Raw genomic sequence first — 16,038 nt, 5'->3', positions numbered from 1 at the left:
ATATTCTAATGCAAACGTATTCAGTTTCGTTACGCGCCAACTTCAACAATAATGTTAAAAATTTGTACGTTGGCCATCAGACCCCGTTGGGTTCCATGAGCGACAACTTTAAAACAGGAATAACAACACTATGACGAAAAACGTTCTGCAGACATTGGTAGAAATGCGGGGCATTGAGAGCCAATACGTCGATGCCTGGGGCAAACCCGCTACCATCGCAGAGTCGAGCAAAGTGAAGCTGCTTAACACACTGGGCTACGATACCTCCAGTGAAGAAGTCATCCAGCAACAGCTTTCTGAAGAAGCCAGAAAAGTCTGGTTATCCCCGTTGAACCCGGTACAGGTAAATCGTGAGAACGATAACATTCAGTTAACAGTTCGACTGCCAATTGACCTGGTTAATGATGATTACGCATTTATTGTGACAACGGATTCCAATGAACAGTTCAGCCACACGTTCACACCAGTAGATGAAGAACTGACGCAGGCAGCGCAGGTAGACGATGTCGAGTTTCAGGAGTATGTCATCGCGTTTCCCCATGCGCTGCCACTGGGATACCACACATTGCGACTGGAAGCAGACGGCGATGAACTCGCGACGATGCGACTCATCGTTGCTCCCGAGCGTTGCTATACACCTGAAGAGATTAAACAGGGTAAAAAGATTTGGGGGTTGAGTGTCCAGCTATATTGCGTACGTAGTGAAGCGAACTGGGGCATTGGCGACTTTTCTGACCTGACTCGCCTTATTCATAAAGCGTCGGATGTGGGGGCGGATTTTATTGGTTTGAACCCAATTCACGCGCTGTATCCGGCGAATCCGGATGCTTGCTCACCTTATGGGCCCTCATCCCGCCGCTGGCTAAACTACCTGTATATCGATGTGACCAAAATTGAAGGTTACGAAGAGCCGTCAGTACAGAGTATTGTTAACAGCGAGTCGTTTAACGCACAGTTAGAACATGTTCGTAACGTTGACTATGTCGATTACGACGGTGTGTCAGCGTTAAAGCTAGAGGCGCTCAGAGCCGTATTCGATATATACAACGACAAGTACCTTACTAAAAATACGAAGCAGAACCGCGCATTTAAAGCCTTTGTCGAAGAGGGGGGAGAAAGCCTTGATATGCTGGCTGTGTATGATGCCCTGCAAGCGTCACTCAAAGAGAGCGGAAAAGAATTCTGGGGTTGGCCGGTATTTCCTGAAAACCTGAAAAATTATCAGGACCCAGAAGTCGGCAAGTTTAAGAAAGCGAATAAGAAACTGATTAAGTTTTATCTGTTCCTGCAGTGGATGGCTGCCGAACAAATGAAACTGGCCAGTGACGCGGCTGAACAAGCCGGGATGACGATTGGAGTTTACCGTGACCTTGCCGTGGGTGTTAGCGAGGGCAGCGCCGAGATCTGGGGTAATAAAGATTTGTATTGCACTGGCGCCAGCGTTGGCGCGCCACCAGATATTCTGGGGCCACTCGGTCAAAACTGGGGGCTGCCGCCGATGGATCCGAAAAAGCTGTACGAGCAGCAGTATCAGCCAATTATCGACTTGTTTTCTGCCAATATGGCCTCGTCAGGGGCATTGCGTATTGACCACGTTATGGCGCTGCTCAGATTGTGGTGGGTGGTGAAAGGGGACCATGCCCGAGACGGCGGATATGTCTATTATCCGGTAGATGATCTGCTGGGCATACTGGCTCTGGAAAGCCATCGACATCAAAGTCTGGTAATTGGTGAAGACCTGGGTACTGTTCCTGAAGAAATTCGTGCAAAACTGGCTGATAATGGCGTGTACTCCTATCGCGTATTCTTTTTTGAGCAGGCTGAGGACGGCGGTTTCTTCTCGCCATCCCATTACCCTGAACAGTCCATGTCGACGCTGACTACACACGATATGCCGACGTTGATTGGCTACTGGCATTGTCTGGACCTTGAGTTGGGCAAAGAACTCGGACTGTATCCTACAGAGGAGATTCTGAGTACGTTGTACCAAGACCGCCATGAAAACAAGCAGGAAATTCTAAATACCTTGCATGGCCATCATTCTGTTGATGACAGCGTGGGTCACGATGTGAATTATACCGGTATGACGCAGGCGCTGAATTACGGCATGCAGGTGCATATGGCAGGGGGCTCCAGTGCCTTACTGAGTCTGCAGTTAGAAGACTGGTTGCAGATGGATAAGCCGGTGAATGTACCTGGCACGTTCAATGAGTATCCGAACTGGCGTCGAAAACTCAGCCAAAATCTTGAGGCGATTTTCGCCAACCGTGATATTGTCGAACTAGCAGGATCACTGTCGCAGGCGAGAAAAAAGGCCAGTACCGGTTAATTTTTCCTATTGACTGACCTACGCTATATACAGAAACGTAAAGCCCGTGATCCCACGGGCTTTTTATAGGAGTTATACATGCAGATTGAGCAGCAACTTGCATGGGCAAAATGTCCCCACCCGTTCTCAATTCTTGGCCCTCAACAGCAGGGAAAAAATAAGGTGGTGACAGCCTGGCTACCCGGCGCGACAGAGGTAAAGGCCGCAATCGTTGGAAGTCGCAAAAAACCGATATCACTGGTTCGCCAGAATGACAGCGACTTATTCAGTGCTGCGGTGCCACTGAAAGATGACGAACGCTATACACTGCATGTAACAAGAGGCAACGACACCTATAAAGTTCTGGATCCGTACCAGTTTACTCAGGACGCCTACCATGCGGTCCATTTTATTGATCACCAGCCAGCGAATTTATACCGACAGGCGGGGGCACAGCCAATAACCATCTCTGATGGCAAAGGCGAGGTGCATGCTATTCGGTTTGCAGTGTATGCACCCAACGCCAGCGCGGTATCACTAATTGGTGATTTCAATGGCTGGGACGGGCGCAGTCACCCCATGCAGAAAACGGAACTGGGTTATTGGGTGCTGGTTATCCCCGGATTGCAGCAAGGTGAGAGGTATAAGTACCAAATTAAAGACAGTGCGGGCAATGATTTGCCACACAAAGCTGACCCGGTTGGCTTTCACGCTGAACAATATCCCTCGCATGCATCAAGAGTTTATTACCACGACAACTATCAGTGGAATGATAATGACTGGATGGAAGCGCGCAAAAAAGACAAATACCGTTCTGCAATGTGTATCTATGAGGTGCACCTAGGGTCCTGGAAACGTCCGGGGGAGGAAAGCTCAGCGCGCTACCTCAGTTACCGGGAACTGGCAGATGATTTGATCAGTTATGTCAAAGAAATGGGCTATACCCACCTGGAGCTGTTACCTGTCTCTGAATTTCCATTCGATGGATCGTGGGGGTATCAGCCGGTCGGCCTGTTTGCGCCAACCAGCCGCTTTGGCACGCCTGACGACTTTAAGTACTTTGTCGATACTGCTCATCAGGCTGGTATTGGTGTCATTATTGATTGGGTGCCTGCGCATTTTCCTGAAGACGGTCACGGTCTGGCAAGGTTTGACGGTAGTCATGTCTACGAGTATGAGGATCCTCGCCGTGGCTGGCATCCGGATTGGAATTCCTGTATTTACGATTTTGGGAAAGGGGCGGTGCGACAGTTCCTGGTTGCTAACGCACTTTACTGGCTGGACAAATTTCACATCGATGGTCTGCGCGTCGATGCCGTGGCCTCTATGTTGTATCTGGACTATTCTCGAAATGACGGCGAATGGATCCCGAATGTTGATGGCGGCAATGAAAACTATGAAGCCATCAGTTTATTACGCTGGATGAACGAGGAAGTATATAAGCACTTCCCCCACGCAATGACCATCGCCGAAGAGTCGACATCGTTTCCAAAAGTCTCGCGGCCCGTTTTCGACGGCGGACTTGGCTTTGGATTCAAGTGGAACATGGGCTGGATGCATGATTCTTTGCATTTCATCAGTAAGGATCCCGCCTATCGCCGCTATCATCATGGTGATATTACGTTCTCCATGGTTTACGCGTTCGATGAAAACTTCGTGTTGCCAATTTCTCATGATGAAGTGGTGCATGGCAAAGGCAGCCTGATTGGCAAAATGCCGGGTGACGAATGGCAGCAGGCGGCTAACATGCGCTGTTATGCGGCATTTATGTACGGGCATCCGGGTAAAAAGCTAAATTTTATGGGCAACGAGCTGGGACAGAGCTGCGAGTGGAATCATGATACTGGCCTTGATTGGGGGCTACTGGAATTTGATAAGCACAAGGGGATCCAACACCTGTACCGCACACTAAATCAGACCTATCGAGCGTTACCGGCACTTCATGAGCTGGATAACCAACCCGAGGGGTTTGCCTGGGTAGATCATGAAAATGCCGGACAAAGCGTGCTGTCGTTCGTGCGTTTTTCTGCAGACAGAAAGCAAAAGGTGTATATCATCAGCAACTTCACGCCCGTTCCGCGTCCGCAGTTCAGGTTAGGCGTTCAGGATGCAGGCGATTATAAAGTTGCATTGAATACCGACAGTCAGGTATTTTGGGGTAGTGAATATCCCATTAACAGCGTGATGCATGCAGATGACCAGCCATGGAACCATCAGCCGCACTCTATCGAAGTATCTCTTCCACCTCTGGCCACGCTGTTTATAACCTTTGAACAGGAGTAAGTGTGGACGCAAAAGTCGACACATCAGCGCTTTCAGTGGTTACCACGGGGCAACCTGTACCATTAGGTGCTACGGTAACCGAGAAAGGGTGTAACTTTGCGGTGTACAGTCCGGATGCCCGGGCTGTGCTGCTTTGTCTTTACCATAATGATACGGAAGAGCCATTAAGTGAAGTTCTGTTGCCTGGTAAAAGCGGCGATGTATGGCATGGATTCGTACCTGACATAACACACGGTCAATTATACGGATATCGTGTTGACAGGGGAGATGGACAACTTCATAGCGCACCTACCGACAAGCTGCTTATTGACCCTTACGCGAAGAAGCTCAGCCGCCCCATGCACTGGAACGCCAGGCAATACGCCAATGACTCGCATTTTATGGTGGCGAAAAGTGTTGTGGTAGATGCGCATCGCTACTCGGCTCCCTCTGCACTCAGACCCTCAATAGCCCCGCATAAGCGAGTTATTTACGAAACACACGTGAAAGGGCTCACAAAGCTGCATCCAGATGTACCAGAATCAGAGCAGGGGAAATACCTTGGTGCCTGTCATCCGGAAGTGCTTAACCATCTGGTGGCACTTGGCGTTACCACTGTCCAGTTCATGCCTTTGGCCAGCTTCATGCCTGAGCCTTATATCACCGAAAAGGGCCTGACAAATTACTGGGGTTATAATCCGGTAAACTTTTTTGCGCCAGAACCCCGCTATGGGATCCGCGACGCGCTTGCTGAAATCAGGCACATGGTAGATTGCTATCACAGAGCAGGGCTGGAGGTGATTGTTGATGTTGTCTTCAATCATACTGCGGAAGGCGGGAAAGGGGGGCCGATTCTGTCTTTCAAAGGGTTCAGCCCATATCAATCCTATTTACTTGAGCAGTCCGCTGACGGCGAGCTGGTATATTCTAACCACTCTGGATGTGGCAATACGATTCATACCGCACAGGCGAATATGACGGCGCTGGTCATGGATGCGTTACGTCACTGGGTGCAAGTGATTGGTGTAGACGGTTTTCGTTTTGATCTTGCCGTCTGCCTGGGACGGGATCCCCAGCAGTATCGCAAAAACGCGGGATTATTACGGGCTATCTCACAAGATCCGGTGTTAAAAGATGTCGTCCTGATTGCCGAGCCCTGGGATATCGGGCCGGGCGGCTACCAGGTGGGTAACTTTCCGACCTCCTGGCTGGAAGTGAATGATCAGTACCGGGACACCGTACGTGCATTCTGGCGTGGCGATGAAGGTCTCGCTGCTGACTTTGCAACCCGCTTGATGGGCTCAAAAGACATCTTTCATAAGGGCCAGCGTCACATTAACACCTCAGTCAATCATGTGACCTATCACGACGGCTTTACCCTGCACGACCTGGTGAGCTATTCAGAGCGCCATAATCAGGCGAACGGAGAAGATAATCGCGATGGACACGGCCATAACCTCTCTGCAAATTACGGGCATGAAGGGGAAACTCAAGAGCAGAATATCCTGTCGCTGCGTGAACGGCAAAAACGAAACCTGTTCGCGACCCTGCTATTTTCTCAGGGGACGCCGCATATTTTAGGTGGCGATGAGCTTAGCAAAACGCAACAGGGAAACAACAATGCATATTGTCAGGACAATGCGCTTAACTGGTACGACTGGAACCTCAACAAGCGTAAGCAGGATTTTCTTACTTTTTGCCGGCATGTAATTACATTACGACAAAGCAGTGAGCTGCTTAGCCGTATGAACCTTGAGGATGACCGTTTTTACAACGGTTACAACGTCGCAGCGATTAACTGGTACAAACCCGATGGTACCGACAAAGCATCCGAGGATTGGCAGGCCGCGCATAACAAAGCCTTCGGTGTCGAAATACGGGGCTGTAACGACGGTGAACATGATCAGGAACATTGGTTTTTGTGCGTCAATGCCAGTGATAACGATGTCAGATTTAATTTGCCGGCGCTTTCCGTGCGCGGTGGCTGGACGTTGCACCTGGATACCCGATATGGGTCGGTGGGTGAGCAACCCGCAATTTGTATACAGCGAGTATTTTTGCAGGCGGGACGCAGTATGGCATTGTTCAGTTACAATCAACAGGCACGCTGACGGAAAATCAGCCATCAGGCAAGGTGGCGCTGTTACCAGCGATGTTGTTTACAGCAAGTTTATCGAATTCTTCAAAAACACGGTCGGGAAGTCTGTTCATATCTCCAGCGGATGGTATGATGCGCACCCATCTGAAACGTGAGGATTATCCTATGCAAAATGATGGTGTAACAGCACAGGCGGACACGCTTTGTGACATTGGTTTTATTGGTTTGGGAGTAATGGGAAGCAACCTGACAATGAACCTGGCAGATCACGGCTATCGCGTTGCCTGTTTTGATCTGGACCAACACAAAGTAGATGCGATTCTGCAAAAAGATGCAGATGAGCGTCACAGTGACGCTGCCCCCCGTGTTGAAGGGTGTAGTTCCTACACCGAATTACTCAGTAAGCTTAAGACACCACATTTAATTATCCTTTCAGTACCTGCCGGAGATCCGGTAGACCACGTTTGTAATCACCTGATTGATGCCGGCATACATGCCGACGACATTGTTGTCGATACCGGCAATAGCCTGTGGACTGATTCCGTAACCCGCGAAGAGCACTACAAAGGTAAATTTATCTTTTTCTCTACTGCGGTGTCTGGTGGTGAAGTTGGCGCGCGTTTCGGCCCGTCTCTTATGCCATCCGGTAATCCGTATGCCTGGACTCGTCTTGAGCCGGTACTTACTGCTATAGCCGCTAAAGTGGATCCTGAAACCGGTAAGCCAATTGAGTCATTTACGCCCGGTAAGCCGGTAACCGAAGGTGAATCCTGCGCCACCTATATTGGTCCGGTAGGTGCCGGTCACTATGTCAAAATGGTGCACAACGGTATTGAATATGCCGACATGCAGTTAATCTGCGAAACCTATCATATGATGCGCGAAGCACTGCATATGTCAGCCGCCGAGATTGCTGCAGTATTTCGTCAGTGGAATGAGGGCAAGCTTAACAGCTACCTGATGGAAATCAGTGCGGAAGTGCTTGAACAGATGGATCCGGAAACTAACGTGCCGCTGGTGGACGTAATTCTGGATAAAGCAGGCCAGAAGGGGACGGGCTTGTGGACCGCGGTTAGTGCGCTTCAGGTTGGCAGCCCTGCCCAAACGATTACCTCTGCGGTATTTGCCCGAAGCCTGTCATCGTTAAAAGACGAACGGATGGCAGCCAGCCAGACGCTGTCAGGCCCGGAAGCGTTATCGCTATCCGATGAAGAGAAACTCTCTGTGGTGAATAAGCTGGAGCAGGCACTATATTGTTCAAAAATCTGCGCCTATGCACAGGGCTTCCAGCTAATGGCAATTGCAGCCAAAGAGCATGGCTGGTCGCTGGACTTTGGTGAAATTGCCAAAATCTGGCGGGCGGGGTGTATTATTCGCGCTGTATTCCTGCAGTCCATCGCGAAAGCCTATGAGAATAACGAGGAGCTGTCTAATTTGTTAATGGACCCGTTTTTCTCTGACCAGATTGCGCAATTCCAGTCCGACTGGCGCGAGTCGATTGCCAAAGCGACACTGGCAGGCGTACCGTGTCCGGCGATGATGTCCGCACTGAGCTATTATGATAGCTACCGCACCGCAGTGTTACCTGCCAACCTGTTGCAGGGGCAGCGTGATTACTTTGGTGCACATACGTATCAACGTGTCGATAAACCTGCAGGTAAAAAGTATCACCTGAACTGGAGTGATCCAGCCAGACCTCAGGTGGCTATCAAGAAGTAGTTTGCAGTAGCTGAGGAAGCCTGAAAATGAGTGAAAAGTGGCGTGAAATCTTATCAGATGAAGAGTACCGTGTGACTCGTGAAGCTGCTACGGAGAGGCCTTTTACCGGTGTTTTGCTCGATGAGAGTCGCAGTGGCACCTATGTGTGTAAATGCTGCGGTGCACCGCTTTTCCCCTCAGATACAAAGTTTGATGCTGGCTGCGGGTGGCCATCGTTTTTTAAGCAACTTGATGATGAAAATGTTGGGTACCGGGAAGATTTGACGCATGGCATGCGCCGCGTAGAGATATTTTGTAAATCCTGTGATGCGCATTTAGGTCATGTGTTTCCTGACGGTCCTGAGCCGACTGGGCAGCGATACTGTGTGAATTCACTGTCAATGACCTTCAAGTCGGACAGCAATGATGTGGTGCCCGGCTAGCGGGCCTCACGTAGCAGTTTTCATCAAGCTGGCCCTGAGGGTTATAGATCCTCGTCGCGCCTTTACCGAACTCTTCCATTTCCCTGCACTACTATCAATGTTCTGCCCGCTGATTGCTGGCGCGCGGTTGCCGGGGTATAAGGCATTTATTTCACGTTGTCCGCCATATCAGTCGCCATACCGTTGCGCCGATTATGAAGTGCTTTGCGCACAAAATTTCTCACAACGTCTTGCATTCCTGCACACCTGAAGTATGTTTAGTTTGTAGTTACTTTTTCAGACAATCGTGATGATTAAAATTACCCGGTTTCATACTGTGCCTGCCAATGGAGTGATGCTTACCCATGCTGCCGGACACTGGACGACCCGCGAAGTAGGGGAGTTCGTTAATGTATACAGAAGTAATGTTGACAGGCTCAGAACCACGAAGTGGGGGGATTTGATTGTTCTGCATCAGGGGCTTGAGATGTCGGAAGGCGTGTCAGAATTATTGAAACCAGAGATTGTTCGTGCCAGTCAGGTCGGCTTACGGGCAGTCGCCATTGTAAATTTGTCGGATAATCCACTTATTAATACTCAGTCTCACCTTTTCAGAATTTATCAGGATCTTGGAATTACTGTGTGCTTATTTGCTGCCTTTGAGCCGGCATGTGAATGGCTGGAGGCTCACGGTTTTATTTATGCAGCGAATTGCCAGGAAGGCAGTATGGATTTGTTTTCGCAAACTGAACTAATGGATAAAAAACAACCAGCTTTGTGAAGTCAGCGTAATATTCTGGCCACAAATACTGGGTATCACGAAAAACTTCGCCTGTTTTTACTGAAAGTTGCTTTCAAAATTGTTGTGTCAGAGACGATAAAGTCCCAGAGACTGTGCATCAAACTCACCGCTGTCGAGCGCCGATGTAATATCGTCAGTTACCTCATTTAATACTTTCACAGGCAGTTCGAATTGTTGTGCGATAGCTTGTTGCTGGGACGTGTTCACGTTGTCATTGTAGTTAGCAAGCACGCCTGACCACACATAAGCCATACGGTAATTTTCTTTTTCCATACCGATGGTGACTAACGTGGCATAAATTTCTTCATCGACATCTTCACTGTTCTGATAAAGCGATAGTGCTTTGTATAGCGTATTTACAGTCGCATCGAGATCGTCTTTTACCTGTATGGAAGCCAGGTTAATCAGCAACTCAGGATCTGTAACCTGACCGGTGCGGCTATAATGCATGAAGCGCTGCAGTGCGTCCTCATGACCATAGCGAGACCACTGATAATAAGAAAGGTAAGGGTCAGAAGACTGACGGGTCTCTCTGGACAAACGATCGATTTCCTTTCTCGCGGTTAATACCCCTTTCAGGCGTGTGGCTTCTTTATCCCGAAATTTTTTGTGCTCAATATGCGCGGCTTTTTCAATACAGGACAGGTAATCCTCAAATTTCAACAGCAAGTTGTATTTATGGCCGTCAGTTGCCTCATTCTGGTGATAGTAGCGATCACGAATAATCTCTGCTTTTTCGTAGCGGCATTGATGATCTTGGTTGAGGTCGGTACAAAAAGCTCCCTGTTCCTGACAAATTTCCGATATTGTCGGTTCAAACATATCAGAACAGGCGCTAAGGCCAGTGACACACAGTAGTAAAATGACGCTGGCTGAGATTGTGGAAAAATTACTAAACAAACCACCAAAATTACCACTTCCTTTGGCTTTTTTGAAAATTTTCAACAATTTGGTGTTCCCTCAACGTTTAATTAAAATAGCGTTCGTCGCCGTCAGACGAATAATTTCACTTCAGTGTACCCTATAATATCCCGTCTTGACGTGCTTAGTCCCACAATTTTATCTGATGAAGGCAAAAGCATGAATCAACAGTTTGAACAGGAACTACAAAGCAGTTGGCAGGAGCGTCAGGAATACGCGGAAATGATGTTGCCGCTGATTGGCAAGCTTTATCGAAATCACGCCGTTGAAATTTCTGTCTATGGCCGCCCACTTCTTAATGCCAGCGCTATTGACGTGATTAAGGCTCACCGTAAGGTTCGCCTTCATGAGGGTATCAAGCTACGTTTACGTGAGAGCTACCCAATCCTGCACGCGTTAAGTTCGATGAAACTAGCCCCTTCACAGATTGATATCGGAAAACTGGCGTTTGATTTTAATTACGGTGCTGCCGTTGATCAGGAAGATTTGCATGCGTATCTGCATGAAAAACTCACAGATGTGGTTGATAAAGACGACGATCAACAACCTCAGGATGTGGTGCTGTATGGTTTTGGTCGGATTGGCCGATTGTTAGCTCGGTTATTAATCGAGCGTCAGGGCAAGAATAACAAGCTACGACTGCGCGCTATTGTGGTTCGTGGTGGTCGCGATGGCGATCTGGAAAAACGTGCAAGCCTGTTGCGTCGTGATTCGGTGCACGGCCCGTTCAATGGCAGTATTACTGTGGATCTTGAGCGAAATGCATTAAAAGCAAATGGCTCTTATATTCAGGTTATTTACGCTAACAGCCCGGATGAAGTGGATTACACGCAGTATGGAATCAACAATGCCATTGTTGTGGATAATACGGGTATCTGGCGCGACCGTGATGGTCTGGGATTACACCTGAAAGCCAAAGGTACAGCGAAAGCGATCCTGACTGCGCCTGGTAAAGGCGACATCAAAAATATCGTTCACGGTGTGAATAATAACGATATTTTACCGGAAGATACGATTTTGTCAGCCGCCAGCTGTACCACCAATGCTATCACGCCGGTATTGAAGGCGTTAGATGAAGAATACGGTATTGAAAACGGGCACGTTGAAACCGTTCACTCGTACACCAATGATCAAAACCTGATTGATAACTATCACAAAGCAGAGCGACGCGGCCGCAGCGCACCGCTGAATATGGTTATCACTGAAACCGGTGCAGCGAAAGCCGTGGCTAAGGCGTACCCGCAGCTTGCTGGCAAGTTAACGGGTAACGCTATCCGCGTACCCACGCCGAACGTGTCTCTGGCGATACTGAACCTGAATCTGAAAAAAGACACCGATAAAGTCGCAGTGAACGAATTCTTGCGAGATACTGCGCTGTTCTCGAATCTGCAGCATCAGATAGACTACACGGCGAGCAAAGAAATCGTATCCACCGACCTGGTTGGCTCGCGCGCGGCATCGGTTGTCGATTCACAAGCCACAATCGTGTCAGACAACCGTCTGACGCTGTATGTGTGGTATGACAATGAATTTGGTTATAGTTGTCAGGTAATGCGCTGTATCCGCGATATGGCTGGACTTAGCTTCCCTACATTACCTGTGTAGCAATGGCATCGTGATAATAACAAGCCGGCGAGGTAGACCCTTCGCCGGTTTTTTTATATCTTGTGACAGCTGCAACCTGACTAACAGGTTATGCAGCGAGACGGACAGCAATTGCCAACTGCCGGTGTAATGCGTGGTGCGTGCGACAAGGGAGAGACGTTGCCTTCCAACGCTTAACACAACTTATGAGAAAAGCTGTGTCGGGTAAACGCGTATTTTGCAGGATAGGGAATGCTGCCGTTGTTTTTTGCATATTCGTTGCTGACAAATATACCGAAAGCCGCAGGTGCGCAGTATGGCGCTGCGAAATCGCCTTATGTGCGATCAATCATCAATAACTATAACGAGCCAGGGTATCTGTGAAAGAGCCACATTTTGTTGCCAGAAAGTCACCTCGCTGGGCGCGATGGATTAGAGATGGCAGTATTTTGCTACTTATCTTTATCGCCATCTCTGCATGGCAGAATCGTAATTTACTCAGCGAGGGGGAGTCTGTTGCTGAGGAAAATACGGTACTTGTAAGCCTTGATGGTGAAAAGTACATCATGAAACCCGATGGACAAAAGCCTACGGTGGTCTACTTTTTTGCACCCTGGTGTCATATTTGTAAAGCAAGTATTGGTAATCTGGAATACGTAGACAGCTCTCGCTTTCACGTGCTTCGAATTGCGCTTGATTACGAATCTGCCGAGCAGGTCAGGGCGTTTGTGGACGATGTCGGTATCGACGCGCCGGTGTATCTAGGCAGTACCGAACTCCAGTCGAAATACAAGATTACCGGGTTTCCTACCTATTATCTGTTAAACGAAGATTACGCTGTCGTTGACAGGACGATGGGTTACAGTTCTGCAGCCGGACTCAAAGTCAGAACCTGGCTGGCAGACTAACATCCGCTGTCGTTGCGGCAGGACATTGGAAAAATACGGGTAACGAATACCGGTGACCAATCGGCGCCATGTCGGGGTGTAAACACATTTCAGTATAAAGCGTCACCAACTACCGGGCATACAATGGTATTTTCCGGGGTGTCTGTGCTAAATTAGCCCAAAATAATAAGGACCCGACAGAATATGCATATCTCTAGTCAATTTGACAGTGGGAATATCCACGTTGTTAAGGCTGACGATGCCTCCGATATCGTTCTTACCATTCCCAAAGACAATCAATCTGATTTTTACCAATGGTTTCACTTTCGTCTGATTGGTGACACCTTTGAAACACACCGCATCACCATAGCCGAGCTGGCAAAGTCAGCGTACCCTGATGGCTGGAAAGGGTATAATGTGTTGGCCTCATACGACCGTGAGAACTGGTTTAGGGTGCCCAGTGAGTTTGATGGCGATAACCTGTCATTTTCACTCACGCTGGAACAGCCGAGCGTGTACTTAGCGTATTTCATCCCTTACAGCTATGAACGTCACCTCGATTTAATCCACAGTGCGCAGATGTCACTGTTGTGTGAACATCGCTTTCTCGGCCTGACACTGGACGGTCGTGATATGTCGATGCTGGTGATTGGGGAAGAAGAGCCGGAGAAAAAGAAAGTCTGGATCACAGCCCGACAGCATCCCGGCGAATCTATGGCAGAGTGGTGTGCCGAAGGAATCATATCCCGTCTTCTTGATGAACAGGATGGCGTAGGACGCCAACTGCTGGATAAAGCGGTGTTTTACATTGTTCCGAACATGAACCCTGACGGTTCTGCTCGCGGCCACCTGCGCACAAACGCAGTCGGTACAAACCTCAACCGCGAATGGGCAGAGCCAACCGCTCTGAAAAGTCCTGAGGTTCTGTATGTGATGAACGCCATGGCAGAAACCGGTGTTGATATGTATCTGGACCTGCATGGCGATGAAGCGTTGCCATACAATTTTGTCGCAGGTAGCGAGGGGATCCCGGCTTATGATGCTCGTATGGAGTCGCTCGAGAACAAATTTAAAACGGCGCTGTTAACCGCAACACCAGAGTTTCAGGATACCTTTGGCTATGAAAAAGACAAGCCAGGGGAAGCGAATCTGACAGTGGCGTCGAACGCGGTTGGCCAGAAGTTTGCGTGCCTGGCTTACACCGTGGAAATGCCATTTAAAGATAATGATAACCTGCCAGACAACGTATTTGGCTGGTCCGTTCAACGTTGCCAGCAATTTGGCGAAGACTTGCTGGTTGCCGTGAGAGCGGTGGTTGACGATTTACGATAAACACTCATACATAACAAAAATAGAATAAGGGGAACTCAGGTTGGAAGGGTTATATAATTTTCTGGTGGGGCTGGATGGCCTGCTGGGGGGCGCGGACTGGTTTCCGTTCGTGCTGCTCGGCGTGGGTTTATTTTTCACAATTTATCTCAAGTTTCCGCAAATCCGTTTTTTCAAACATGCATGGATGGTGGTGACCGGTAAGTTCGATAATGACACTGATCCGGGCGATACTACCCATTTCCGTGCACTTACCACTGCACTCTCAGGTACAGTAGGCACAGGTAACATTAGTGGCGTAGCGTTTGCCATCTTTTTGGGCGGGCCTGCAGCGCTGTTCTGGATGTGGGCTACTGCGTTTCTTGGTATGACAACCAAGTTTGTGGAAGTTACGTTGTCCCACAAATATCGTGTAAAAACGGAAGATGGGACGATGGCGGGCGGACCCATGTACTACATGGACCGTCGTCTGAATATGAAGTGGCTGGCAGTGGCTTTTGCGATTGCTACCGTAATCAGCTCGTTTGGTACCGGAAACCTGCCACAAAGTAATGGTATTGCACAAAGTATTGAGGCCACATTTGGCTTTGAACCCTGGGTGGTAGGAAGCGTATTAGGCATTTTGCTGGCGCTGGTTATCCTCGGTGGTATTCAGCGCATTGCAGCCTTTACTGCGAAAGTGGTGCCGTTGATGGCGGTCATCTACCTTATCGGCGCAATGGCTGTTATTTTTGCTAATCTGGAAAACATCGGCCCGTCGTTTGTCGCGGTAGTCAGTGACGCTTTCACAGGTTCTGCTGCAGCGGGCGGCTTCTTGGGGGCCTCACTGGCGTATGCGTTTAACCGTGGGGTAAACCGGGGCTTGTTTTCTAACGAAGCGGGTCAGGGGTCTGCGCCTATTGCGCATGCTGCGGCGAAAACCAAAGAGCCGGCTTCAGAAGGCATGGTGTCCTTACTTGAGCCGTTCATTGATACGATTATCATCTGTACCATTACTGGTTTGGTGATCCTGTCTTCCGGCGTGTGGAAAGAGAAACATGAGAACACATTTGACCGTTCAGACATGTACTTTGTTGCCGGTCAGTATGACGACAGTGATCAGGCCGACGTCAACAAACTGTACGGGTATCTGAATGACATCGAAGGAAACGTCGTTCAGCCTTACAGCGGCTCTATCACCGTGGTAAACGGCACGGCTGTCAGCAGTGGCTTTACCTTGTTAAATGCACGTTCGGTTGCCGAAGATGTGACCTATTCCGTAGGGTCGGAAGATTTATTTACCGGCACACTGGAAATCAAAGATGGTAAACCGGTAAAAGATAATCTGGAAGTCAGCGGCAAATCGCTGGTCCACTCTGCAGCATTAACGACCATCGCATTCACTCGTGGTTTCTTTGGTGACTTTGGGCAGTATATTGTGTCGGTTGGTTTGATGTTATTTGCCTTTTCAACCGCCATCGCCTGGTCTTACTACGGTGACCGTGCAATGACCTATTTGTTAGGGCCACGTTCCGTGATGCCATACCGGGTTATTTACGTCGCAGGTTTTGTGTGGGCAGCCTTTTCCGATACGACCCTGGTGTGGGCACTTTCTGCTGTTGCTATTGTCGTAATGACATTACCAAACCTCTTCGGCATTGTTATGCTGAGCCGGGAAATGAAAGAAACGGTGAATGACTACTGGAAACGCGTACAAAAATAACCGTTAGCTGATAAACTGCGTGTCG

The 16,038-nt window shown here is 49.0% G+C and carries 12 protein-coding genes; 11 read left to right on the top strand and 1 reads right to left on the bottom strand.

The window, feature by feature from the left end; translation table 11 throughout:
- Nucleotides 1–130 precede the first annotated feature (130 nt).
- The 6 genes from malQ to ACLBLI_RS11035 all read left to right on the top strand — a co-directional run bounded on the left by malQ (nucleotide 131) and on the right by ACLBLI_RS11035 (nucleotide 9,569).
- Nucleotides 131–2,329, top strand: a complete 2,199-nt coding sequence (gene malQ / locus ACLBLI_RS11060) for a 4-alpha-glucanotransferase (protein WP_414827671.1) — start codon at nucleotides 131–133, stop codon at nucleotides 2,327–2,329.
- Between the two features lie 78 nt (nucleotides 2,330–2,407).
- Nucleotides 2,408–4,591 carry a 1,4-alpha-glucan branching protein GlgB gene (glgB, locus tag ACLBLI_RS11055; protein WP_414827670.1) on the top strand — a complete coding sequence of 728 codons (2,184 nt, stop codon included), beginning with the start codon at nucleotides 2,408–2,410 and terminating at the stop codon, nucleotides 4,589–4,591.
- 2 nt (nucleotides 4,592–4,593) lie between these two features.
- Entirely contained in the window at nucleotides 4,594–6,681 is a 2,088-nt protein-coding gene (gene glgX / locus ACLBLI_RS11050) for a glycogen debranching protein GlgX (protein WP_414827669.1), read from the top strand.
- 152 nt (nucleotides 6,682–6,833) lie between these two features.
- Nucleotides 6,834–8,387: an NADP-dependent phosphogluconate dehydrogenase gene (gndA, locus tag ACLBLI_RS11045; RefSeq protein ID WP_414827668.1), complete on the top strand. Its 1,554-nt coding sequence runs from the start codon at nucleotides 6,834–6,836 to the stop codon at nucleotides 8,385–8,387.
- Nucleotides 8,388–8,413: 26 nt separating this feature from the next.
- Entirely contained in the window at nucleotides 8,414–8,809 is a 396-nt protein-coding gene (gene msrB, locus ACLBLI_RS11040) for a peptide-methionine (R)-S-oxide reductase MsrB (protein WP_414827667.1), read from the top strand.
- Between the two features lie 289 nt (nucleotides 8,810–9,098).
- Nucleotides 9,099–9,569 (top strand): hypothetical protein, encoded by a 471-nt coding sequence (locus ACLBLI_RS11035; protein ID WP_414827666.1) that lies wholly within the window; start codon nucleotides 9,099–9,101, stop codon nucleotides 9,567–9,569.
- Nucleotides 9,570–9,656: 87 nt separating this feature from the next.
- Here ACLBLI_RS11035 and ACLBLI_RS11030 read toward each other — a convergent pair whose 3' ends face one another.
- The gene (locus ACLBLI_RS11030; RefSeq protein ID WP_414827665.1) at nucleotides 9,657–10,535 is read right to left on the bottom strand and encodes a DUF2989 domain-containing protein; all 879 of its coding nucleotides are present in this window, start codon (nucleotides 10,533–10,535) and stop codon (nucleotides 9,657–9,659) included.
- 135 nt (nucleotides 10,536–10,670) lie between these two features.
- Here ACLBLI_RS11030 and ACLBLI_RS11025 point away from each other — a divergent pair, with 135 nt between their 5' ends.
- The 5 genes from ACLBLI_RS11025 to ACLBLI_RS11005 all read left to right on the top strand — a co-directional run bounded on the left by ACLBLI_RS11025 (nucleotide 10,671) and on the right by ACLBLI_RS11005 (nucleotide 16,013).
- Nucleotides 10,671–12,116 (top strand): glyceraldehyde-3-phosphate dehydrogenase, encoded by a 1,446-nt coding sequence (locus tag ACLBLI_RS11025; protein WP_414827664.1) that lies wholly within the window; start codon nucleotides 10,671–10,673, stop codon nucleotides 12,114–12,116.
- 231 nt (nucleotides 12,117–12,347) lie between these two features.
- Entirely contained in the window at nucleotides 12,348–12,479 is a 132-nt protein-coding gene (locus tag ACLBLI_RS11020; RefSeq protein WP_414827663.1) for a hypothetical protein, read from the top strand.
- A complete protein-coding gene (locus ACLBLI_RS11015; RefSeq protein WP_414827662.1) occupies nucleotides 12,476–13,003 on the top strand; it encodes a TlpA family protein disulfide reductase in 528 nt (175 codons plus the stop codon). Before ACLBLI_RS11020 ends, ACLBLI_RS11015 begins: the two co-directional genes overlap by 4 nt.
- A gap of 183 nt (nucleotides 13,004–13,186) precedes the next feature.
- Entirely contained in the window at nucleotides 13,187–14,314 is a 1,128-nt protein-coding gene (locus ACLBLI_RS11010; RefSeq protein ID WP_414827661.1) for a M14-type cytosolic carboxypeptidase, read from the top strand.
- 40 nt (nucleotides 14,315–14,354) lie between these two features.
- Nucleotides 14,355–16,013, top strand: a complete 1,659-nt coding sequence (locus tag ACLBLI_RS11005; RefSeq protein WP_414827660.1) for an alanine/glycine:cation symporter family protein — start codon at nucleotides 14,355–14,357, stop codon at nucleotides 16,011–16,013.
- Nucleotides 16,014–16,038: the final 25 nt, after the last annotated feature.

It is taken from the genome of Alteromonas sp. H39 (genome assembly GCF_047556435.1).
Taxonomy (GTDB): Bacteria; Pseudomonadota; Gammaproteobacteria; order Enterobacterales; family Alteromonadaceae; genus Alteromonas.
The sequence above is the reverse complement of the archived record's forward strand: the minus strand, read 5'-3'. Positions and strand labels throughout refer to the sequence as shown.